A 22,733-nucleotide genomic window follows, 5' to 3' on the forward strand; every position below is an offset into this window, starting at 1 on the left:
AGCTGAACCAATGACCGCCGATAGCGAAACTTTCAGCGTTTCCTTCGAATTCTTTCCGCCGAAGTCGGACGAGATGGAGGGCCAGCTTTGGGATACGGTCGATGAACTGGCGCTCTGGGACCCGAGGTTCGTTTCGGTCACCTATGGTGCGGGCGGTTCGACCAAGGCGCCAACGATCAATACGGTGCGCCGACTGGTCGGAGAGACCTCGCTTGCGACCGCCGCACATCTGACCTGCGTCGACGCCACGCACGAAGAAACCCATTCGGTGGTCAGCGAATATCGCGCCGCCGGCATCCGCCATATCGTTGCCCTGCGCGGCGATCCGGCGAGCGGTGTCGGCACCGAGTATCGTCCGCATCCGGAGGGTTATGCCAATGCGGCAGACCTGGTGCGCGGATTGACCGAGCTCGGCGGCTTCGACATTTCCGTCTCCGCCTATCCCGAGAAACATCCGGAAAGCACCGATCTTGCCGCAGACATCGAAATGCTGAAGCGCAAGGCGGATGCCGGCGCTGCCCGGGCACTGACCCAGTTCTTCTTCGACAACGACGTTTTTGAACGTTACCTCGAAAAGGTGCGCGCCGCCGGCATCTCGATCCCGATCGTGCCGGGCATCATGCCGATCCAGAACCTGACCCAGCTCAAGCGTTTCGCCGGCCGCTGCGGTTCCTCGGTTCCGTCCTTCCTGGATGCTCGTTTCGAAGGGCTGGACGACAAGCCCGAGGATCGCGCCAAGGTCGCCGCCGATATCGCGGCCGAACAGATCGAAGACCTGATCCGCCGCGGACTTGGCGACTTCCACATCTACACGATGAACCGCGCACCGCTCGTATCCGCCGTCCTGCACCGGCTCGGCCGCCGGCAGATACGCACGCCGCGTATTGCCGCTGCCTGAGCGCATTGAAAAAAACGCATGCTCCTACGAAAGGAGCATGCGTTTTCACCGGAAGTGCTGATTATCAAACGGTCGTGGATGCGATATTTTGAACTGGTAGTGGAACTGGTGGCGCTCAAATGAAGAGCATGGATGCCACAAACACAAACGCTGCACCGACTACCAAGACATTGAGAGAGTATGTACGTCCCATGTCTGCCTCCTTGCGTTGACGGGCAGACTTTATGTCGGTTTTGTGCCGGTTGGGAAGCGTCTTTCGATGCTGCAGTGCCGTGCGCCTATTCGCCTTACGCCGGAAAGGATCGTGCAAGTCACTGATTTTTATTAATAAACCATCCGTTAATCTTAATTTCCGCAAAGTTAAAAAGCCGTGTACGGCTGTTAACTTCTGACATATTCCGTGATGGTTTCGCCCCGTTACGGCGCTCTCGATGCCACATTGCTGCGTCTGCGAAGAAGCCTTCCATCGAGCAGAACGAGGCCGAAGCCGATCAGCAGCATGCCGATCAGGTCGGTCGCCTCCAACCTTTCGCCGAGGAAAAGCGCGCCGAGAAGGATAGCGCTCGGAGGCACGACGAGTGTGACCAGAGACGCGTTCGTTGCACCCGCCAGTGCGAGAATGCGAAAATAGAGAAGATAGGCGAAGGCGGTCGACAGGAGCGCCAGGGCAAGGATCGCAAGGATGGCGTGCGTCGATGGGGCGGGCAGTGCCCAGGGCTGGTCGGCGAAGAGCGACACGGGCAGCATGATCAGGCTGGAGGCCGTAAGCTGTCCGGTGGCACTGACAGGTGCCGGCAGGCCGCGGAAACGTTTGCCGTAGGTGCCGGCCACGCCGTAGGAGATTGCCGCAAGGATGGGCAGGATCAGCGCCCAGAACGGCACGGAGGCGGCTGCCGTGACGCCGGGACCGATGAGCACGGCCGTACCGGCAAATCCCATCAGGCAGCCGGCGATCTTTGCGGGTGTCAGTTTCTCGTCAGTGGTCCAGCGATTGGCGATCAGAACCGTCCAGATCGGCGTCGTCGCGTTGAGGATCGAGGCAAGCCCAGCGCCGATCTCGGTCTGGCCGAAGAAGATCAGCGTGTGGGGCAGGGCGTTGTTGATAAAGCCCATCACCAGAAACGAGCGCCAATGGGTGCGAAGCGTCGCATAGAGCCCGAAGCGACCGTGCAGGTAGATATGGAGCGCCAGCGCCGCCAGAAGCAGGCGCAGGAAAACGAGCGTGAAGGGCGGAACTTCCAAGACCGCTACGCGCGCGAAGAAGAAGGACCCGCCCCAGATCAGCCCGAGCAGCAGGATCAGCGCCCATGCCACGGCGCCGGGTTTCGAAATGGCGGCGGTTGTCATGCGAAATCTCCTCGCGGTCAAGGCGAAGGGATATCCCGATGATCCACGAGTCGCCACCCGTTTTCGCCGGGTGGCGATTGAATTTCAGAGCGCGGAGAGCAGGCCCTGGGTCGGCCAGCCGTCGGCCGGCAGGCCGAGGCGTGCCTGTTCCTTCTGGACGGCCTGGCGCGTACCCGATCCGAGAATGCCGTCGACCTTGCCGATATCGTGGCCGAGCGCTTCGAGCTTGGTCTGCAGCGCCTTCATGCCAGTATCGTCGAGACCCTGGTCCGGCGTGCCCTTCTGATAGGTAGGAGCGCCGGAAAGCCGGGTTGCGAAATAGGCGGCCGAAGTCGTGTAGATGAACGACTGGTTCCATTCCAGATAGATGTTGAAGTTCGGATAGGTGAGGAAGGTCGGTCCCTTGCGGCCCTGCGGCAGGATGAGGGCTGCGGGCAGGTTGCCGAAATTGGTTACGCCGTCGCGCGGGACGACGCCCAGCTTGAACCATTCGCTTGCCGGCATTTCGTTGCCGAGGCCGGACTTGTCCCAAGGCAGATTCTCGGGCAGCGTCACTTCCTGCATCCAGGGCTGGCCGGGCTTGAAGCCCATGCTCTGGATGAACTTGGCGGCTGTCAGGATGGCGTCCGGGGAACTGGTCTTGACGTTGACATGGCCATCGCCGTCACCGTCGACACCGTGCGCGACGATATCCTTCGGAAGCATCTGCACCTGGCCGATCTCGCCGGCCCATGCACCCGTGTTGGAGGAAGGATTGAGATCGCCTTGCTGGACCATTTCGATCAGGGCGATCAGCTGCGGGCGAAAAAGTTCAGGGCGGCGGCAGTCATGCGAAAGCGTCACCAGGGCGTTGCGGGTGTTGAAATCGCCCTGGACGGCGCCGAAATCGGTCTCCATGGCCCAGAAGGCGGTAATCACGCCTGGCGGCACGCCGAATTCCTTTTCGGCGCGGGCAAAGACGTCCGCATACTGCTTGATCTTTTGGCGGCCGATATCGAGGCGGGCCTGGCTGACGGTGCGCTGCGAGAATTCAATGAAGGTCTGTCGGAAGACACCCTGGGCCCGGTCGCGGGACAAGACCTTCTGGTCGATCTGCGCGCCGGCGAGTGCTTCATCCGCAGCACTTGCCGATGCGCCCTTGGAAATGGCTTCTGCCTTGACACCGTTCAGGAAGGCGCCGAGATCGCCGCCACAGGCGGGAGCCGGGGTCTGGGCGAGAGCGGTGGAGGCGAGGCAGCTGGTGATGACGGAGGCGAGGGCGAGGCGGCGGGCAAAGCGAGCGGACATTCGGCGTTCCTAGAATCTGAGTAAGCGCCGCCTGATCTCGGAAAATTTTGTGACCGAAACATGGGCGACAGCTCTGGTGGCGCAGTTTTTATCGCAACTGCTCACACATTGCCAGACACCTGTTCGCCCTGCGAACGGAGTTACTTGTTCACCGCCGCAATCCAGTTATGCCAGTTCTTGGACGTGCCCGCAAAGACGTTGATATCCATCTCGCCCTTGATGCCCGGAACGATGCCGGTCGAGGTATACTGCCAGAAAGCCCAGCGGCGATCCGGGTAGATCTTGGTGGGATGCTGCGCCACGGCGCGGAGCCAGAAATGATAGTTGCTGAAGGCGCCGACCAGATTGTCCCGGTGGAAATCCACCGATGTATAGATGATCGGCCGCTTGCCGTAATAGGCCTCGAGACGATCCATGAAGCGCTGCATCGATGCACGCACTGTTTCGGGATCGGGACGGGTCTTGCAGGTCGGCGAAGCCTGGTTCCATTCCATGTCGAGGACCGGCGGCAGCTTTACCGCATCCTTGGGCACGTTGTTGATGAACCAATCGGCCTGTTCGTCGGCCGTCGAGCAGAAATAATAGAAATGGTAGGGGGCGTAAGGAATGCCGGCCGACGCGGCACCTCGCCAGTTCAGCTCGAAGGTCGGATCGATGCGATCCCTGCCTTCGGTCGCCTTGATGAAGACGAAGGCTATTCCAGCCTTCTTCACGGCCGGCCAGTCGATATCCGTACCGTTCCACTTGGAGACGTCGATGCCGTGGATCTCGTGCAGGCCCGGGTGGTTCTTGCCGAAATCCTGCGGGTCGCTGTCCTTGAACCGCATTTTCTTGACCGATGACGTTTCCATCAGGTCATAGCTTGAGGATGTGCATCCCGTGGCAAGGAACGCGGTCGCAAGGAGGGCCAGAAGGAGCCGAGGCATGAACATCCCGTGTGGTGTCGATGTGGAAGCCTCTTGCCCCGTTCGACGCAAAACAGGGAGGCGTGAACTCCATATTCACCATAACGTCGTAAAAAATCAGTTAGGGCAAGAGGAATTCCAGCTCGAAACCCAGAGAGCTCCGGGATTCAGTTCCTACGGCGGATGACCGCGTGCCACGCGTAGCCCCCGCCGATCTCCTCGAAGATCATATCGGCGTCAGCGTCGGCAAGCTTGCTTTCGAGCACGTCGTGCAGGTTCGGCCGCGGCGTGACGTGGAAACGCATGAGCCACGCCTTCAAAAACCGCCCGAACCAGCCCGGCAGCCGTTCCTGTTGGCCGAAGTCGACGATGTGCAGAGAACCATGCGGCGAAAGCGCCGCAAGCGAGGCTTCGACCGCCTTTTCCCAATCGGGAATCATCGACAACGCGTAGGAGATCAGGATACGGTCGAAGCCGGTCGTGCCGAATTCCTCCGCTGTGAAACTGGTCGCATCGGCGACCCGAAATTCCGGGGTGACCGGCTTGCCGCGGAAATTGGCCCGGGCACTTTCCAGCATCTCGGCGGAAATATCGAGGCCGTAGAGCTTTGCAGCCGGGTAGTGCCTATGAGCGAGGGCGAGGTTACGGCCTGTGCCGCAGCCGACTTCGAGCAGCGAGGCATTCGGCGGAACATTCAACCCCGCAATCGCCCGGTCGCGGCCGAAGAGGTAATATTTGCGGGTGATGTCGTAGATATGGCGCTGATACCGGTACATCCGGTCCATGCGTTCGGCGTGGCCATTGGACAGGGGGCTGTTCGCCATATCCGTCGCCATCAGGCTTTTTTCACGTAGATGTGGAAACCGCCGTAGATCGCCGAGCGATCCTCGAGGTTGAGCTCGCTGGAGCGTTCTTCCAGATAGGACCACTGATCGAGGAGGGCCGGCGAGAGGCGACCGTCGAGCACGCTCTTTTCGGCGGCGGTGCGGAAGATCACGCGGGCGCCGGGCGCGGCCGTGCGGCTGATTTCCGACCAGACGTCGTTCAATTGCTCGTCGTTCATCCAATCCTGCGCGTCGAGCAGGACGTAACGATCGACCGAGCCGGCAGCCTTCTGCGCCAGCAGTTCGGTGAAGCTCGCATGATGAACTGTCACGCGCTCGGCATTGTCGCGGATGGCGCGGTAGTTTTCCGCCTTCAGGTAGGTCGGCAGCGTGCCTTCCTCGGGCTTCGGATAACGGCGCGCGAAAGCCTGCCAGGCGAAATAGTTGTCGCGCAGCGGAAAGTGGCAGGCGAGTTTTTCGAGGCGCTGGCGCAGGACCGGTGCGATCGAGCCGTCGGAGGCGAGGCTCGCCAGCTCGTCATATTGCTGCGGCGGAATGCCGAGGCCAAACAGCGAGCTCTTGCGGCTGGTGATCCAGCGGATCAGCGGCTTGTCAAACAGCGGAGCGATGCGGTCGTCGAAGAACTGGCGCTGTTCGCGCAGCGACTTGGCATTGGCCATTTCGGTCAGATTGATGCCGTGCAAGCGGGCGATCAGATGGCCGGCGCCGATGAAACGGCCGAGCAGGCCGGTCTTGTAGATATTGCGGTCGAACACTTCGATCCGACGACGGCCGGCAATCGAGCGCTTGTCCCAATAGGCGCGGGTCGCGGCGTCGAGGTTCGGGGCGATGAAGGTGTCGTAGCTCTTGCTGTTGGTGCGGATGCCGTCCATGCCGAAATGGCGAACGACATCGCCGTGGCCGGGCAGGTGGCGGAAGGCGGCGAGTTTCAGGCGGTTCAGCGCGACGTGATGCGGGTTCAAATCGACGACATCGATTTTCTTCGGCGAGCGGGAGAGATAGGCGAGCATGTTGCAGCCGCCGGAGCCGATGGTGACGATCGAATGCTCGTCAGAAAGCTCCATGGCGGTCATGTCGACTTCCGGGTCTTCCCAGATCTGCGGATAGACGAGACCGGAGAACAGGAGGCCGAAAAGCCTTTCTGAAAAACCCTGCCGAGACAGTGCTTTATGCTGCAGAAGTGCGTCCTTGAGCTTCTGGTTTTTCCGAAAACCGGCTTCCTGTGCAATATCCGCCATGGTCGAGTCCCGCCTTGTTCAGAGTTTCAGGGCGTGTAAACCCGTCATGCTACAGATTGATGACGAGGCCTGTGTCCAGTCCCGCAATAGGCCCGGGCGTTGCCGATCGCCTCTTCCTTGGATCCGAGAATCCTGATTGCATGCGGCCGTCCAATGGGAGGCAGGCATGCGGTTCTTGATCCGGTCTTTGAAAATCCTCGTCGGCCTCATCGTCGTTGGCCTGATCGGGCTCGGGATCTGGCTCTATACGTCGCCTCCGGAACTGCTGAGGGTCGGCAGCGGCTATTCGGCCAAGATGGTCTGCTCGAACGTCTTCCTTGCCGGACGCGACAGCGATGAGGTTCTGGCGGTCGATGTCCAGGCTCCCGGCCATCCGCTTCTGAGATTGATGCGGGTTTCCGTCGATCGAACGGAAAAGCGGGTTCATGCGGCACTGCTTGGCATTTTCGCCGGCAATGACGCGGTCTATCGCGAAGGGCTCGGCTGCACCGTCACGCCTGACGGCGCAGCCGCGGCAGCCGCCACCGTTCCGGTGCCTGCCGTTACGTCAGCCGATCCGTCCGCGCTTTGGCCGGAAGGCGGAAAAGTGGAACCTGATCCGTCGGTTGCGCGGCTCCTCTTAGATGCGAATCTTGTCGGGCCTGGCATGCGGGCTGTGGTGGTGGTCAAGCGGGGGCGGATCGTCGCCGAGACCTATTCGAGCGGTTTTTCCAAGGATACGCCGTTGCTCGGCTGGTCGATGACCAAGACCGTCAACGCCGCGATCCTCGGCACCCTGGTCCGCGACGGAAAGCTCTCGCTGGACGACAAGGGACTGTTTCCCCAATGGCGGGGCAACCAGCGCGGCGATATCCGGATTGCAGACCTCGCCGCCATGGAAAGCGGGCTTGCCTTCAACGAGGACTACGGCGCGGTCGCTGACGTGACGCGCATGCTCTATCTCGAGCCGGACATGGCAGGCTTTGCGGCCGACCAGCCGCTGGAGGCCGATCCCGGTTCGCGGTTCAGCTATTCTTCCGGCACCGCCGTGTTGCTCTCAAAAATCTGGATGGAGAAGGTCGGCGAGAGAACCGCGGCGCTCGCCTATCCCCGCACCGCCCTGTTTGGTCCGCTCGGCATGACAAGCGCCGTCATGGAGGCGGATGCGGCCGGTACTCTCGTCGGCAGTTCCTATATGTATGCGACGGCGCGGGACTGGGGCCGTATGGGGCTGCTGCTTGCGCGAGACGGCGTCTGGAACGGCAGCCGGATCCTGCCGGACGGTTTTGTCGCGCTGATGCACCAGGCCAACGCCACGTCGAACGGCCGTTATTCGAAGATGCAGACCTGGCTGCCGGACAAGAACAATCCCGACATGCCGGCGGATGCCTTTTTCATCCAGGGGCACGATGGGCAGACCATCACGGTCGTCCCGTCGCTCGATCTGGTCGTGGTAAGGCTTGGGCTGACGCCGAGCTGGAACCGCTACGATCCGACACGGCTTGTCGCCGAGGTGGTGAAAACAACAACGGCGCCCTGAGGCGCCGCAAGCATACCGTCCAAATATTTTTCAGGCCCGGCTTACTTCTCCAGGACGTCCAGCATGTCCTTGCGCTTGGCGTCATAATAATAACCGCGCGCATACAGCTTGATGGCATTGTCGTTTTTGTTGTCGGCAACCAGCCAGGCGCCACGCAGGTACTTGATCGCGTATTTGAGGTTGGTCTCGGCATCGAGCAGGCCGGCGGGCGGGCCTTCGTAACCCATCGACTTGGCGGTCGAATACTTGATCTGCATGAGGCCCCAATAGCCGTTCTTGTGATAGGCCTTGGGATCATATTTGCTTTCCCGATGCACGACGCGGTGCACCAGCGATTCCGGTACGCCATACATGCCGGCATAACGCTTGATGAGCTTGCTCAATTCCGGCGGCGCATCGGACGCCGTGGTCGGCATAGGCTCGCCCGGAGCCGGCGGGAATTCCATGGCCGACAATGCGGCAATCGCTCTCGGCTGCGCTGCATAGGCAAGCGTCGCAGTGTCCGGGCGAGGGATCGGGACGACGGTCTGCAGTGCGACCATATCAGGCGTAAGTTCGGGTTCGTCGAGCGCGATTGCTGAGGCTGCGGCCGGCTGGATCCGGCCTTCGGTGACGGCAGGCGCGATCGGCGGCGACACGAGGCGGCTGCCCTTTGGCATCGCAAGGCTCGCCGGCTGGGCGGACGCGAGGATAGTCGAGGTGGTGCGGGCCACGGGCGGCGGCATCATCGCCGGTCCGGGCGCCGGCGCAAAAGCGACGAGCGGGGCCATGGTGGGTGCTGCCATCGCGGCCGACTGAACGGACATCGCATCGGCGGCTGCAGGCGTCGGGACGGGAAGTCTTGCGGTCTTGGCGAGTGCCACGGTCGGCTGGGTGCCGGCTACCTGGACAGTGGAGGCGAGCTGGACCCCCGGAGGGATCGTCTGGCCTGCAACCTGAACCGGCCCGTAGACCGGCAGATCGGCTTTATGGGTGGTCGTCTGGCCATCCGCGGAGGCTGTCTGAACAGGTCCGGTCGCCTGGCCGTTGATCGGGGCAACCGACTGCGTCGCTGCAAGCTTTTGCTCGCGTTCGACGCTCGAACATCCGGTGAGAGCCGAAGAAACGGCGCACGCCACAACCGTCCCGCGGCCGAGGAATCGGATTATCGCCATTGGGTCGCTTTCATGAAAAAATGGTTACCCCAGTCCGCCCAAACGCCACCAAAAGAGTGTTTCCATTAACCTATTGGGCGGCGTCCGGCAAGACGGCGAGCCTCACGCGGCGATCCGGCGATAGCCGGCGGTGACCGCGCGCCGTGAAATGAAGCGCGTCTGGGGTTTGCGCGAGGCGGCATTGAGGTTGGCGGGGCGCCGTCTGCGGGCGAGCACGCGGCGCGGAAAAAGCACGTGAATTCCGGCTCCAAGCGCTGCGCAAACAAGGAAGGTCGCCTGCATTTCGAGAAGCTGGGGCAGGAGCGACCGGTCGGGATCGACGAACTGGGCGAGCACGGCTGCAAGGACGACGGCATAACGCGCCTGGAAGGCGGATTTGCCGAACAGGCATCCGAAGATTCGTGCCGCCCGACACTCGGGAAGATTGTCATTGTCGGCGATGGGGCCGGAGATTCGCGGATCCTGGTAGGACCAGAGCACGTAGAGCATCAGGTAACCCAGCCCCGCCCAGGAGATTACGTCGACGAGCTTCGGCAGATAGACGGCGACCAGGGCCATGGGGATCATCGCCACGATCAGGGCTGCCGACATTCCGACGGCAAGACCCGGAACCGTGGCGATCGCCGTGCGGCGACCGCGCTGGAGCGAGAAGCTGGCGGTGAGACAAGCAAGGGGGCTTGGAAGGAGGGCGAGAAATATCGCGGTCGCAGCAAAAGCGAGCCAGATGTCAGCCGTCATTCCATTTCCTCCCGGACGCCCGTTGAGCGGCGCCCGCTAATTTTCTTGTCTCAAGCCGTTTCGAAGGGCTGGCCGATATGGTCCATCACTTCGCCGAACCATTTTGCCGTCAGATCGAAATGTTTTCCACCCTTGATTCTGGGAAATTCGATCGTGCGCAGTTTTCCACCCTGATCCTCGTCGTGGCCGGTCACGCCCGAAACCTTGTTCAGTGCGCTTTCGACCGCGAGATCGACCATGCCCTGGATGAGGCGCAGGTCGTCGCCGTTTGCCGGTGCCGAGCGGGCGAAATAGCCGGACTTCTGCACCATCGAGCGATCGGCTCCGATCAGCGCTGCGAACTGCTTCTGGAACCAGCCGCCGACATTGATCGTGTCTATCTTAACATGGCCGAACGCGTCGCGCTTGATCGCTTCGCCTGCCGCTTCCCGTTCGGCGACGATCGTATCGAGGCCGGCACCTTCCGAAACGAACAAGGTCACGAAACCGCGCTGATCCATGACGTCCTTGAGGCGTGCGGCCTCCTTGTCGAGGTCGAAGGCCATCTCCGGCAGGTAGACACCATCGATGTTCTTCATAGCGCTGTTCATCATGAAGCCCTCGACATATTCGTTGCCTTTGGTCTTTTGAATATAGGCCCGTGCGGTCGCGGCGGTAAGCCAGCCGCAGTGGCGTCCCATCACTTCGTGAATCACAAATGTGCGAGGAGCGGCACTCTGCTCGTTCGAAACGTTGTCGAAGAAAGAGGCACCGACTTCGGCGGCCGTCCAGGCGCCGAGCGACTGGCGGATCGGCACGATGTCGTTGTCGACGGTCTTGGGCAGGCCGACGACGGTGAGGTCGTAGCCGTTGGCGCCGAGATAGGCGGCAAGGTCGGCGGCCGTCGTGTTGGTGTCGTCGCCGCCGATCGTGTGAAGAATGGTGATTCCATCGGCGGCCAGCCGCTCGGCGGCGACGCGAAGCGGGTTCTCGCCTTCCTTGACGAGGCCGCGCTTGACGCAGTCTGCGGCATTGGTGAGCTTGACGCGGCTGTTGCCGATCGGCGAGCCGCCGTAGCGGTGCAGCAGATGCGCCTTTTCGCGCATGTCCCTGGTGATTCCGATGCGGTCGCCGAGCAGAACGCCTTGATAACCGGAGCGGTAGGCGACCATCTCGATGTCAGGTGCGACGTCGTTGTAGCGCTCGATCAGGCCGCCGACGGCGGAAGACAGACAGGGCGCGAGGCCCCCTGCGGTCAGCATTGCTACTTTCTGTTTGGCCATCGATCCTCCTTCACGCGCACGCTCGCGTACAGTTCAAAACCGCTGAATGGATGCGACAGAGACAAGCGCCTGTAAAGTGAATTTCTCAAGAAAAACCGCAGCTTCGACTTCGTGGCGCAGAAGAGGCTAATATAATCGATTCAACTCTTACGGCACTCAAGCCTCGCCTGTGGAAAACAGATCTGCGGGCCTCGTCAATTGTCCCGGAGTACAGGGTCACCTGTCTGTGAGCGCCGGTGATTGTTCGGAAAACATGAACATAGTTTAATCTAAGACGGGCCGTCCGTCGTCTTGCAATCGCGCCTGCAATCTGGTCCACTATTCTGATGATCTGGGATTTTGCCTGCCTTCAGTTTTCTTCTCTATGGGAACGGCTTCTCGGCGCCATGGGCGACGCAGCCGGGAACGCGCTCGGCCGCGTCATTGAGGCGATCCGCACGGTATTCGAGGGTGATCCGGAAACGCGCCGGCAGGTGTCTTTCTCGGTTGCCATTATCGCGCTGTCGGCCAAGATGGCGAAGGCCGACGGTATCGTCAGCGAGGCCGAGGTCAAGGCCTTTCAGCAGATATTCGATTTTCCCGACGAGGAAGCCCGCAACGTCGCACGCCTCTATAACCTCGCGCGCCAGGACGTTGCAGGTTATGAAGCCTATGCGACCAAGCTCGCTGGATTGTGTAGCCCCGGTGCCGGCAAGGCTGACAATTGCCCGATGCTGGAAAACGTCGTGGACGGCCTGTTCCATATCGCCAAGGCGGACGGGCTGGTGCACGAGGCGGAACTTGCCTTCCTGTCGCGCATCGCCGAAATCTTCCGCATCGACGAGGGGCATTTCCGTCGCATCATGGCGCGGCACGTGCATCTCGAGGGCCGGGACCCCTATCTGGTACTCGGCGTTTCGCCGGAAGACGATTTCGCCAAGATCCGCAAGCAGTACCGCTCGCTTGTCTCCGAACATCATCCCGACCGGCTGATCGCCCGCGGTGTTCCGGCTTCGCTGCATGCCGCCGCCAACGAGCGCATGGCGGCACTCAACGCCGCCTATGCGGCGATCGAGAAAGAGCGCCGCGCCGCATGACACCGTTTACCGCCGATTATGCCGGCGCGACGGTAAGGCCTTCTCCAAACCATGGTGAACGTGCCGGCGGTCGCCCGCCCGACATGATCATCCTGCACTATACGGGCATGCCGAGCGGCGATAAGGCACTGTCCTGGCTCTGCAACGAAGAGAGCCAGGTCTCCAGCCATTATTTCGTCCACGAGGACGGGTGCGTGGTACAGCTCGTGCCGGAGGATCGGCGTGCCTGGCATGCGGGCAAGAGCTCCTGGGCCGGCGAGATCGACATCAATTCCTGTTCTATCGGTATAGAGATCGCCAATCCGGGCCATCCGGGAGGCCTGCCGGGCTATCCGTCCACGCAGGTCGAAGCCGTCGTCGAATTGTGTCGCGATTGCGGCGAGAGGTGGCAAATCCGGCCGGAAAGGGTGCTCGGGCACTCCGATGTCGCCCCGATCCGCAAGGTCGACCCGGGCGAAAATTTCCCCTGGGAAAAGTTGTACCTTGAGGGGATCGGCCATTGGATCGATCCAACGCAAATCAGCGGCGGACGGTTTTTCCAGTTCGGGGAGAGTGGCCAGCCTATCGAGGCCTTGCAGTCGATGCTCTCGCTCTATGGCTACGGAATTGAAATCACGGGCACTTTCTGCGAGCGCACGAAGGGCGTGGTCGAGGCTTTCCAGCGGCATTTCCGGCCGCAACTCGTCGATGGGATCGCCGATTTCTCGACGATCGACACTCTGCATCGGCTGCTCAAGTCCTTGTCAAAATTCAATTGACGCCGAGCGCCGTGGCGGTCGTTTGAACCGGCGGAAAACCGCAAAAATCAGCCGTGCCACATCATCTCCTTATTAGCCCGGTCTAAAGGACCCGCTAACGGCAGCCGCCATGTTGGACGGGGGTTGCAGAGATAAACGACCAGGATCGTTCAGACATCGCGCCGTCAATCCGGCGACGCGCTGAGAGGGTGTTTGCGTAACCGCACCCGCGATTCCTGCTGGTCCGGAGACACTTCACCTACATGAATATTATGATTGTTGCTGCCGCGGCGGGCCTTGCCATGCTGGTCGCGGGAACCGAACTCGTGCGCGCTGAGGACGACGCCGTCACTACCTATACCAAGCCGCTGATCATTCCATGGGAAACGCGCGAAACCGGTTTTGCCGCGCCCACCGATGAAGCCAAGCGCCTGGTTCGGCAGCTTCATTATTCCCAGCTGATCTCAAAATATGCGGACGAATATGATGTTCCGGAGGAGATCGCGCTGGCCGTGGTGCAGATCGAGAGCAATTTCCGGCCGACCGTCAAGGGCAGTGCCGGCGAGATCGGGCTGATGCAGATCAAGCCGGCAACGGCAAGGCTGATGGGTTACCGGGGGCCGGACTACGGTCTCTACGACCCCGAGACAAATATCCGCTATGGCATGAAATATCTGGCCGGCGCCCATGAACTCGGCGGCGGCAAGATCTGCGGCACCATCCTCAAATACAATGCCGGCCATGRCGCCAAGCGCATGAACCCGGTTTCCAAACGTTATTGCAATCGGGTCCAGGCGGTGATCGAGACCGCCGAGCAGACGGCCGAACGGACTGCGTCGCTTTCGCCTGTGGCATTTTGATTCCGAAAACGGCTAGAAGTGCTTCGAACAGAAGGTATTTCGGCCGGTGGAATCGAAAGGCGAGGGCATGACTGAACGGTTCAGATTTATCGTGGTCGGGAGGGGCATGATGGGCGCTGCGGCGGCCCGCTACCTCTCGAAATGGACCGACGGTATAGCGTTGGTCGGTCCCGGTGAGCCGGCGGACTACGGGCGCCATGAAGGCGTCTTTGCCAGCCACTACGACGAGGCGCGCATCACCCGGACGATCGATCCCGATCCCGTGTGGGCGCGCCTCGCCAATCGTTCGATCGAACGTTACGGCGAGATTGCCCGTGAAAGCGGCGTGGATTTCTATTCCCAATCGGGCTGCCTGCTGGTCGGGCCGAAACGGGGCGAGGGACCTTCCTATGTCGCGAGCGTTCTCGACGCGGCAGATAAGCTCGGCGTTGCGACCGAGACGCTGTCGGATGCGGACCTTGCTGGGCGATTCGGTTTCTTCTCGTTCCCGAAGGAGAGCGAAGGTGTCTGGGAGCCGAGGAACGCCGGACACATCAATCCGCGCCGGCTGGTGAAGGCGCAGGCCCTAATCGCCGAGCGCCAGGGTACGGCAATCATTCCGGAAACGGTTTCCTCGGTGCGCCAGGATGGCGATCAGGTCGCCGTCACGACCACCGAGGGTAACAGCTATCTTGCCGAAAAAGTGCTGGTCGCAGCCGGAGGTTTTTCGATCAACGAACGGCTGCTCGGCGCACGCCTCGACCTGAGTGTCTATGCCCGCACCGTCGCCTTCTTCGAGGTCGACGAGGCCGCGATGGATGTCTGGGGCAGGGTGCCTTCGCTGATCTGGAAATGGCGCGAGGGCGAGGACGGCATCTATCTCCTGCCGCCGGTGCGTTATCCCGACGGCCGGGTCTATCTGAAGATCGGCGGCGATCCGGACGACCTGCTCTTGCCAACCGAGCCGGACATCCGCGCCTGGTTCCGCTCGGGCGGGCGCGAAAGCACGCGCGCCCGGCTTGCCGAGATCATGACGCGGCTGATGCCGGACCTCGATCTCTCCCGCTCGTCGATGGCGGCCTGCGTCACCTCGTTCACGCCGACCGGATATCCGGCGATTGCCATGACCGATGCCTCCCGAATCGGCGTCCTCAGCGGCGGCTGCGGGGCGGCGGCCAAGAGTTCCGACGAGATCGGCCGGCTCGGCGCCGAATTGATCTTCCATGGGGAAATCCGGGACGACGCCTATTCGGCGAATTTCCGCGCCGATTATCTCTGAACGGATTATCTCCGGCCTGATTACTTCCAGCCTATGGCTTTCGCTCGGCATCTCGGTTATGTGACCGCTGCCAGTTGGCCGGGCAGCCGCGCTTTACCAATGCCGAAAGGCGGTAGGGTGAGGAAAGTCCGGGCTCCACGGAAACACGGTGCCGGATAACGTCCGGCGGGGGTGACCCTAGGGAAAGTGCCACAGAAAGGAAACCGCCCCGCTTGCTGTACCGCTTTTCGACAAAGCGGCAGAGCTAGCGGGGTAAGGGTGAAAGGGTGGGGTAAGAGCCCACCGCGCTTCTGGTAACAGCGGCGGCAAGGTAAACCCCACCGGGAGCAAGACCGAATAGGGATGACACGGGCCACGTGAAAACGCGGCTACAGCCTGTTTCCGGGCCAGTCATCCGGGTGGGTTGCGTGAGGCGACATGCAAATGTCGTCCCAGATGAATGGCTGCCACGTTCCGGTGCTTGCATCGGAGCCATACAGAACCCGGCTTACAGGCCAACTGGCGTTTACCTCCTCTCGCGGGTGCGATTCGGTCTACACCTTTCGGGGTATAGACACCCCTGCGGCCACTTTTTGCGGCGCAGCGTTTATATCAGGAATTTCGAAAGCTCCTTTGTTTGTCGGAGCTTAACGAGGGTCGAAAATCCACTTGTCGGACACTGCCGAGGCGGTTTCTTCACGTCCTCCGATAACCCTTTGTTAAACTTAACAGCTTATAAATAAATCCCATCTGGGAGTGGCTAGCGGGGCTTCTCCCATTGACGCCCATATGGTCCCATGGTATCCCAAAATCGCACTGCACAAGGGCGAATGAGCGCCCGCCAATCCCTGAGTTTCGGTCGTCCCGCGGCCGGGCGGTTATCCGCCCATCCGGGCGGCGAAGCTGTGTTTGGTGTTGTGTCAACGGGTGGACGGACGTGCGTCCTGAACCATAACGAGGCGGATGTTTGGCGTGATGAGCCGCTTCCTGTCGAATGCGACGAACAGGATCGATGCGAAGGGACGGGTCTCCGTTCCGGCGAGTTTTCGCTCGGTTCTTTCGGAGCGCGGGATCCAGGAGCTTTATTGCCTCCAGGATTTCACCTATCCGGCGATCAGCGTCGGCGGGCCGGATCTGCTCGATCGTTACGAGCGGCAGATCGCCTCCGTCGATCCGTTTTCGCCGGAAGCGAACCGGATGTCGCTGCTCGTTCACGGTGGCGGCCTCTTCATGAGGCTCGATGCGGAGGGCCGGCTGATGGTCACGGATTTCATCCGCGACTTCACAGGAATCAGCTCGGACGTTACCTTCGTTGGGCGCTCGGATCATTTTCAACTTTGGCAGCCGCAGGCGTTCCACGAGGCGCAGGCGGCGGCGAGAGAGGGGCGCTTCGGTTCGCGTCCCGCGTAAGACAGGGGAACGGAATGGCGGCGAATCCAGGCGACGGAACAGCGGAGCCCGAAGGCGGACCGGTTCGTCACATTCCGGTTCTTCTGAAAGAAGTTATCGAGGCACTCGAGCCTCGGGCCGGCAAAATCATTCTCGACGGTACATTCGGGGCAGGTGGTTATACATCCGCGATCCTTGCGGCGGATGCCGAAGTGATCGCGCTCGATCGCGACCCGAATGCCATTGCTGCCGGCAAGGCGCTGGCCGATGCCCACAAGGGCCGCCTCCACCTCATTCAGTCGCAGTTCTCCCGCCTTGCCGATCATGCGCCGGAAGGCGGGCTTGATGGCGTGGTGTTCGATATCGGCGTCTCCTCCATGCAGATCGACGAGGCCGATCGCGGTTTCTCCTTCCAGCGCAACGGGCCGCTCGACATGCGCATGTCGGCGAGCGGCGTCTCGGCGGCGGATGTCGTCAATCGCGCCAAGGTCGGCGATCTCACCCGCATCTTTGGTTTCCTTGGCGAGGAAAAGCAGTCGGGCCGCATCGCCCGTGCCATTGAGAAGCGGCGTCTGACCGAGCCGTTCACGACCACGCGCGAACTCGCCAACCTCATCGAGACCGTCAACCCGCGCAAGGCCAAGGACAAGATCCATCCGGCGACCCGCGTCTTCCAGGCGCTGCGTGTCTTCGTCAACGACGAGCTCGGCGAGCTCGCCCAGGCGCTGTTTGCGGCCGAGCGGGCGCTGAAACCGGGTGGCCGGCTGGTCGTCGTCACCTTCCATTCGCTCGAAGACCGGATCGTCAAGCAGTTCTTCGCCGATCGTTCGGGCAAGGCCTCCGGCTCGCGGCACCTGCCGATGGTCGAGGCCAAGCCTGCGATTTTCGAGCCTCTCGGCAAGTCGATGATCTCGGCGAGCGACGAGGAGGCGGAACTCAATCCACGCGCTCGTTCGGCCAAGCTTCGCGCCGGCGTGCGGACGGAAGCCGCGCCAAGGGCGGCCGACATATCCATTTTCGATCTGCCCGATCTCGCCAGCCTCGCAAAGATGGGAGCCTGATACATGCTGCGTAGCTTCGATCTTGTTCTGATCGGCGTCATGACGGCAGCGGCCGTCGTCACCTATTCGATCAAGCACCGCGCCGACGAGAAGCTCAGCGAGGTTCGCCGGCTCGAGTCGGAAATCAAGCTGGAGAAGGATACGATCGATCTCCTGAAAGCGGACTGGGCCCTGCTGACCCAGCCGAACCGCCTGCACCGGCTGATCAACGTCTACAATACCGAGTTGGCGCTCGCCCCGACCGAAACGACCCAGCTTGCGATGCCGAAGGAGCTGCCGATGCCGAAGGCGCGGCTTCCGCAGCCCGAGACCACCATCGAGGATATCATCGCCGGCAAGAACAGCGAGGTTGCCGCCGCCCTGAAGGGTGTTGCCGCCGCCAAGGCCAAGCCCGCTCCTAAAATTCCCGTGCCGCTGCGGCGCGGTCCCGTCGAAGTCATTTCAACAGGATCGGTGAAACGCTGATGTCTTTCCTGTCCCGCATCATGATCGTCAAGAGCCGCGCGCATTTTTCGTCCGGCAGCCGTGGCCGCGGCTCTGAAAAGGCATCCTTCGAGGGAACCCGCAAGCGCAAGTCGGCCCAGGCGAAAAACCGCGTCGGCCTGCTGATCGCCGGCTTCGCGGTCTTCTACTGCGTCATCGGCGGCCGCCTGATGCAATATGGCGTCGCGCAGCCGCTGACGACCTCCAGCATCCTGCCGGCAGATCGGCTGCTGGCGTCGCGTCCCGACCTTGTCGATCGCAACGGCGCGGTTCTGGCGACCGACATCCGCACGGTTTCGCTGTTTGCCGAACCCAACAAGATCATCGATGCCGACGAGGTGATCGAGAAGCTCGCGACGGTCCTGAACGACCTCGACGTCAAGGGTACCTATTCGAAGCTGACCTCGAATTCGCGTTTCCAGTGGCTGCGCCGCCAGCTGACCCCGAAGCAGCAGAGCCAGATCCTGGCGCTCGGCATTCCGGGCATCGGTTTCCGGCCCGAAAAGCGTCGTTTCTATCCAGGCGGCCCGACCGCCGCGCATGTCGTCGGTTACGTCAATATCGACAACCGCGGCGTCGCCGGCATGGAGCGCTATGTCGACAATCAGGGCCTTGCCGATCTCGCAGCCGTTGGCATGACGTCCAATCAGCCGCTGGAACCGGTCAAGCTGTCCATCGATCTGCGCGTCCAGTCGATCGTCCGCGACGTGGTGACCGAAGCGATCACCAAGTACAGCTCGATCGGCGCTGGTGCGGTCGTCCTCGACGTACATACCGGCGAGGTGCTCGCCATGGCGTCCGCGCCCGATTTCGATCCCAACAATCCGGCGGAAGGCGGCGAGGAGGGCTGGTTCAACCGCGTGTCGAACGGCACGTTCGAAATGGGCTCCACCTTCAAGTCCTTCACGATCGCCATGGGTCTCGATTCCGGCAAGGTCAACCTTCAGAGCACGTTCGACGCCCGGTTCCCGATCCGCATCGGCGGTTTCACCATCAAGGATTTCCACGGCAAGGGGCGCATACTGAGCGTTCCGGAAATTTTTCAGTTTTCGTCGAATATCGGTACCGCCAAGATCGCCGACACGGTCGGCATCGAAGGCCACAAGGATTTCCTGACCAAGCTCGGCCTGCTGACGAAAATGCGCACCGAGCTTCCGGAAGTCGCTTATCCGAGCCAGCCGCGCGAATGGAAGAAGATCAATTCGGTCACCATTTCCTTCGGCCACGGTGTCTCGACGACACCTTTGCAGACGGCGGTTGCCGGTGCGGCGCTGGTCAACGGAGGCAAGCTGGTCGAGCCGACCTTCCTGCCGCGTACCCGCGCGGAGGCCGACAAGGTCGCTACGCAGGTGATGAAGCCGACGACCAGCAAGGATATGCGCTTCCTGTTCGAATGGAACGGCGTCAATGGCTCCGGGAGAAACGCACGTGTGGCGGGCTTCAACGTCGGCGGCAAGACGGGCACGGCGGACAAGGTCGTCAACGGGCGCTACGTCCACGACAAGAACTTCAACGCGTTCCTCGCCGCATTTCCGATGGACAATCCGCAATATGTCGTCCTGACGTTCTGCGACGAGCCCAAGACCGAGAAAGGCAACGGCGCAGCTCTTGCGGCAACCTCGGCTGCTCCCATGGTCAAGGAGATCATCACCCGCACGGCGCCCATTCTGGGAGTGAAGCCGAAATTCGGCAATGACGGTTCTGCCCTGCTTGTGTCTTATTGAGCGATAACAACTTGAGCGGACGATTCGAGGGGACGACGCTCAGAATGGACAATCAACCGATGAAGTTGCGAGAACTTGCCGGACGGGATTTCCCGGAAATAGCCGAGCTGATGGCCGGGCCGGCAGGCGATCTCGACGTGACCGGCCTTACTTCCGACAGCCGCAAGGTAACCTCCGGCATGCTGTTTGCCGCATTCGCCGGCACCAAGGCGGACGGGTCTCGTTATATCGGCGATGCGGCCGCCCGCGGCGCGGTCGCGGCGATTGCCGGCCATACGGCGGACGCGGGCATTCCTGTTCTTGCCGTTTCCAACCCCCGCCGGCTGTTGGCGATCGCCGCTGCCCGCTTCTATGGTGCGCAGCCAGAAACCATGGTTGCCGTCACGGGCACCGCCGGCAAGACCTCCGTCGCCTCCTTCACCCGCCAGATCTGGGCGCATGCCGGCCATGCCGCGGCTCAGATCGGCACGACCGGCGTCGTTTCGCCCACCCGCAACGACTACGGAACGCTGACCACGCCGGATCCGGTCGAGCTGCAGAAGCTGCTGGCGGAACTCGCTGCCGAAGGCGTTACCCATGCCGCCATAGAAGCTTCCAGCCATGGCCTAGACCAGAGCCGGATCGACGGCGTGCGGCTGTCCGCCGCCGGCTTTACCAATCTCGGGCGCGACCATATGGACTACCATCCGACCGTCGAGAGCTACATGGCCGCCAAGATGCGGCTTTTCGATACGCTGATGCCGAAGGGCTCGCCCGTCGTCATCTTCGCCGACGATCCCTGGTCGGAGGAGGCGATGCGGGTCGCGACGGTGGCCGACCTGGATGTCCGCACGGTCGGTCGTCGGGGTGATTATCTCTGCCTGAAGCGTGTCGAGCATTTCCGTCACAAGCAGACGGCCGAAATTCACGTCGGCGAGCAGATTTTCGAAGTCGATATTCCGCTCGCGGGCGATTTCCAGGTGTCGAACGCGCTGGTCGCGGCGGGGCTTGCCATGTCGACTGGGGTTCCGGCCGCCGTTGCCATGGCCGCCCTTGAAAAGCTGGTCGGCGCCTCGGGTCGTCTCGAACTGGTTGGCCAGACAAAAGACGGCGCACTGGCCTACGTGGATTATGCCCACAAACCGGACGCATTGGAAAACGTGCTGGCATCCGTCCGCCCCTTCACGACCGGCCGCGTCATCGTGGTGTTCGGCTGCGGCGGCGACCGTGACAAGGGCAAACGGCCGATCATGGGCGACGTGGCGACGCGGCTTGCCGATATCGTCATCGTTACCGACGACAATCCGCGTTCCGAAATTCCCGAAGTGATCCGCTCCGAGATCATGGCGGCCGCTCCGGGCGCCGTCGAGATCGGTGATCGGGCCAATGCGATCCGCGAGGCGGTTGGCATGCTGCAGTCGGGCGACACATTGATTGTTGCGGGCAAGGGCCATGAGGAAGGCCAGACGATCGGCACCACGGTCCTGCCGTTCTCCGATCACGTCGAAGTCCGCAAGGCATTGCAGGAGCTGAAATCGTGACCTGGCTATGGACATCCGAGGATTTGACCGCTGCCATGGGCGGTCGCCCGATTGGTTCGCTTCCGGCGGGCATTACCGGCATTTCGATCGACAGCCGTTCGATTGGGCCGGGAGAAGCCTTCTTCGCCATCAGGGGCGACCGCGTCGACGGCCATGATTATGCAAGTCTGGCGGTCGCCAACGGTGCGATGCTGATCGTCGTCAACGAATCGAAATTGCCGGCGCTCGGCAAGCTGAGCGTGCCGATGATCGTCGTCGAAGACGTGCTTGCCGCGCTCGGGAAACTGGCGCTTGTTGCGCGTGCGCGCAGCCGGGCACGCATCGTCGCCATCACCGGTTCGGTCGGCAAGACGACCACCAAGGAAATGCTGCGCCACGCACTTGTACCGTCCGGCAAGGTGCATGCGGCCGTCGCCTCCTTCAACAACCACTGGGGCGTGCCGCTGACGCTCGCCCGCATGCCTGCCGATTGCGACTTCGGCGTCTTCGAGATCGGCATGAACCATCCCGACGAAATCCGTCCGTTGGTCAAGATGGTGCGCCCGCATGTGGCGATGATCACCACGATCGCCGCGGCCCATCTCGGCCATTTCAAGAATCTCGAGGAGATTGCCGCCGCCAAGGCCGAGATCTTTGAAGGTCTGGAGCCCGGCGGTTCGGCGATCCTCAATCGCGACATCAAGCAGTTCGGCTTTCTTCAGAAAAAGGCGCAGGAGGCGGGTGTCTCGCACATCCACACTTTCGGCCAGCATGCCAAGGCGGATTTCCGGCTGGCGGACTTTGAAGGCAACGGGGAAAACTCGGTCGTCTGGGCGGTGCTGAACGGCGAGACGTCGGAAGTCCATATCGGCGCCCCCGGCCGGCATATCGCCGAAAACGCCATGGCGGTTCTCGGCGCTTGCCTGCTGGTCGGCGCGGAAATGGCAGGCGCCATGGCGGCGCTTGCGGCGCTGAAGCCGGTCAAGGGCAGGGGCGAACGCCACCGCCTCGGCATCGGCGAAGGCCATCTGACGCTGATCGACGAGAGCTACAACGCCAACCCTGCCTCGATGCGGGCAGCAATCGCACTTCTCGCATCCGCGACGCCGGAACTGACCGGCCGGCGGATCGCGGTGCTCGGCGACATGCTGGAAATGGGCGAGTTTTCCGCCAAGGTGCACGAGGAGCTCGCAGGTCCGCTGCTTGCCGCCGGTATCGAACATGTCTGGCTGGCGGGTGCGGAAATGGCAGTGCTGCGCGATGCGCTGCCCGATAGCGTCGACGTGCAATATTACGAAAAGACCGCGGACCTTGCCGAATTCGTGGTGCGCTCGGTGATCCCGGGCGACGTGGTGATGGTGAAATCTTCGCTTGGCATCGGTTTCGGCAAGATCGTCGCCGCGCTTATTGACAACTACCCGGCATTCTCCGACACGGAGCGCCACTAATGAGACGGGCTTCTGGAAAGGGCGCT

General features: G+C 61.8%; 20 protein-coding genes and 1 other RNA gene. 13 read left to right on the plus strand and 8 right to left on the minus strand.

What is annotated here, in order from left to right; translation table 11 throughout:
- The first annotated feature begins 10 nt into the window (after positions 1 to 10).
- Complete coding sequence (gene metF / locus AC1DLT_RS13755; RefSeq protein ID WP_247138538.1) at positions 11 to 898, plus strand: methylenetetrahydrofolate reductase [NAD(P)H]; 888 nt, start codon at positions 11 to 13, stop codon at positions 896 to 898.
- Positions 899 to 1,315: 417 nt separating this feature from the next.
- On the opposite strand, the gene AC1DLT_RS13760 is transcribed toward metF, so the two are convergent.
- From AC1DLT_RS13760 to AC1DLT_RS13780, 5 genes are all read right to left on the minus strand, one after another.
- The gene (locus AC1DLT_RS13760) at positions 1,316 to 2,245 is read right to left on the minus strand and encodes a DMT family transporter (RefSeq protein ID WP_477487086.1); all 930 of its coding nucleotides are present in this window, start codon (positions 2,243 to 2,245) and stop codon (positions 1,316 to 1,318) included.
- Between the two features lie 84 nt (positions 2,246 to 2,329).
- Positions 2,330 to 3,532, minus strand: a complete 1,203-nt coding sequence (locus AC1DLT_RS13765) for a lytic murein transglycosylase (protein WP_477487087.1) — start codon at positions 3,530 to 3,532, stop codon at positions 2,330 to 2,332.
- A 140-nt stretch (positions 3,533 to 3,672) separates the two neighbouring features.
- Positions 3,673 to 4,458, minus strand: coding sequence for a glycoside hydrolase family 25 protein (locus AC1DLT_RS13770; RefSeq protein WP_038549310.1), 786 nt, complete (start codon positions 4,456 to 4,458; stop codon positions 3,673 to 3,675).
- A gap of 146 nt (positions 4,459 to 4,604) precedes the next feature.
- The gene (locus AC1DLT_RS13775) at positions 4,605 to 5,261 is read right to left on the minus strand and encodes a class I SAM-dependent methyltransferase (RefSeq protein WP_477487088.1); all 657 of its coding nucleotides are present in this window, start codon (positions 5,259 to 5,261) and stop codon (positions 4,605 to 4,607) included.
- An 11-nt stretch (positions 5,262 to 5,272) separates the two neighbouring features.
- Entirely contained in the window at positions 5,273 to 6,520 is a 1,248-nt protein-coding gene (locus tag AC1DLT_RS13780; protein ID WP_477487089.1) for a BtaA family protein, read from the minus strand.
- 166 nt (positions 6,521 to 6,686) lie between these two features.
- On the opposite strand from AC1DLT_RS13780, the gene AC1DLT_RS13785 reads away from it, so the two are divergent.
- Complete coding sequence (locus AC1DLT_RS13785) at positions 6,687 to 8,039, plus strand: serine hydrolase domain-containing protein (protein ID WP_477487090.1); 1,353 nt, start codon at positions 6,687 to 6,689, stop codon at positions 8,037 to 8,039.
- Positions 8,040 to 8,080: 41 nt separating this feature from the next.
- Here the strand turns inward: AC1DLT_RS13785 and AC1DLT_RS13790 are convergent, their stop codons facing one another.
- From AC1DLT_RS13790 to AC1DLT_RS13800, 3 genes are all read right to left on the minus strand, one after another.
- Positions 8,081 to 9,193, minus strand: a complete 1,113-nt coding sequence (locus AC1DLT_RS13790) for a transglycosylase SLT domain-containing protein (RefSeq protein WP_477487091.1) — start codon at positions 9,191 to 9,193, stop codon at positions 8,081 to 8,083.
- A 102-nt stretch (positions 9,194 to 9,295) separates the two neighbouring features.
- Complete coding sequence (locus AC1DLT_RS13795) at positions 9,296 to 9,931, minus strand: LysE family translocator (protein WP_477487092.1); 636 nt, start codon at positions 9,929 to 9,931, stop codon at positions 9,296 to 9,298.
- Between the two features lie 50 nt (positions 9,932 to 9,981).
- The gene (locus tag AC1DLT_RS13800) at positions 9,982 to 11,193 is read right to left on the minus strand and encodes a pyrophosphate--fructose-6-phosphate 1-phosphotransferase (protein ID WP_038543554.1); all 1,212 of its coding nucleotides are present in this window, start codon (positions 11,191 to 11,193) and stop codon (positions 9,982 to 9,984) included.
- A gap of 326 nt (positions 11,194 to 11,519) precedes the next feature.
- On the opposite strand from AC1DLT_RS13800, the gene AC1DLT_RS13805 reads away from it, so the two are divergent.
- The 11 genes from AC1DLT_RS13805 (at position 11,520) to AC1DLT_RS13855 (ending at position 22,707) form a co-directional block, all read left to right on the plus strand.
- On the plus strand, positions 11,520 to 12,269 hold the full coding sequence (locus tag AC1DLT_RS13805) for a J domain-containing protein (protein WP_247037124.1): 750 nt from the start codon (positions 11,520 to 11,522) through the stop codon (positions 12,267 to 12,269).
- Positions 12,266 to 13,027: an N-acetylmuramoyl-L-alanine amidase gene (locus AC1DLT_RS13810; RefSeq protein WP_477487093.1), complete on the plus strand. Its 762-nt coding sequence runs from the start codon at positions 12,266 to 12,268 to the stop codon at positions 13,025 to 13,027. Before AC1DLT_RS13805 ends, AC1DLT_RS13810 begins: the two co-directional genes overlap by 4 nt.
- Positions 13,028 to 13,269: 242 nt before the next feature.
- A complete protein-coding gene (locus AC1DLT_RS13815; RefSeq protein WP_477487094.1) occupies positions 13,270 to 13,866 on the plus strand; it encodes a lytic transglycosylase domain-containing protein in 597 nt (198 codons plus the stop codon).
- A 67-nt stretch (positions 13,867 to 13,933) separates the two neighbouring features.
- A complete protein-coding gene (locus AC1DLT_RS13820) occupies positions 13,934 to 15,124 on the plus strand; it encodes an NAD(P)/FAD-dependent oxidoreductase (protein ID WP_477487095.1) in 1,191 nt (396 codons plus the stop codon).
- Between the two features lie 70 nt (positions 15,125 to 15,194).
- An RNA gene (gene rnpB / locus AC1DLT_RS13825) (RNase P RNA component class A) lies at positions 15,195 to 15,630 on the plus strand.
- A 448-nt stretch (positions 15,631 to 16,078) separates the two neighbouring features.
- On the plus strand, positions 16,079 to 16,513 hold the full coding sequence (gene mraZ, locus AC1DLT_RS13830; RefSeq protein ID WP_038549302.1) for a division/cell wall cluster transcriptional repressor MraZ: 435 nt from the start codon (positions 16,079 to 16,081) through the stop codon (positions 16,511 to 16,513).
- 14 nt (positions 16,514 to 16,527) lie between these two features.
- A complete protein-coding gene (rsmH, locus tag AC1DLT_RS13835) occupies positions 16,528 to 17,553 on the plus strand; it encodes a 16S rRNA (cytosine(1402)-N(4))-methyltransferase RsmH (RefSeq protein WP_477487096.1) in 1,026 nt (341 codons plus the stop codon).
- Between the two features lie 3 nt (positions 17,554 to 17,556).
- Positions 17,557 to 18,018 (plus strand): cell division protein FtsL, encoded by a 462-nt coding sequence (ftsL, locus tag AC1DLT_RS13840; RefSeq protein WP_038543546.1) that lies wholly within the window; start codon positions 17,557 to 17,559, stop codon positions 18,016 to 18,018.
- On the plus strand, positions 18,018 to 19,760 hold the full coding sequence (locus AC1DLT_RS13845) for a peptidoglycan D,D-transpeptidase FtsI family protein (protein ID WP_247138459.1): 1,743 nt from the start codon (positions 18,018 to 18,020) through the stop codon (positions 19,758 to 19,760). The genes ftsL and AC1DLT_RS13845 overlap by 1 nt, the downstream gene beginning before the upstream one ends.
- Before the next feature lie 59 nt (positions 19,761 to 19,819).
- Positions 19,820 to 21,280, plus strand: coding sequence for a UDP-N-acetylmuramoyl-L-alanyl-D-glutamate--2,6-diaminopimelate ligase (locus AC1DLT_RS13850; RefSeq protein WP_477487097.1), 1,461 nt, complete (start codon positions 19,820 to 19,822; stop codon positions 21,278 to 21,280).
- Positions 21,277 to 22,707, plus strand: coding sequence for a UDP-N-acetylmuramoylalanyl-D-glutamyl-2,6-diaminopimelate--D-alanyl-D-alanine ligase (locus AC1DLT_RS13855; RefSeq protein WP_477487098.1), 1,431 nt, complete (start codon positions 21,277 to 21,279; stop codon positions 22,705 to 22,707). Before AC1DLT_RS13850 ends, AC1DLT_RS13855 begins: the two co-directional genes overlap by 4 nt.
- Positions 22,708 to 22,733 lie beyond the last annotated feature (26 nt).

The organism is Neorhizobium sp. 05N33, from assembly GCF_056397445.1.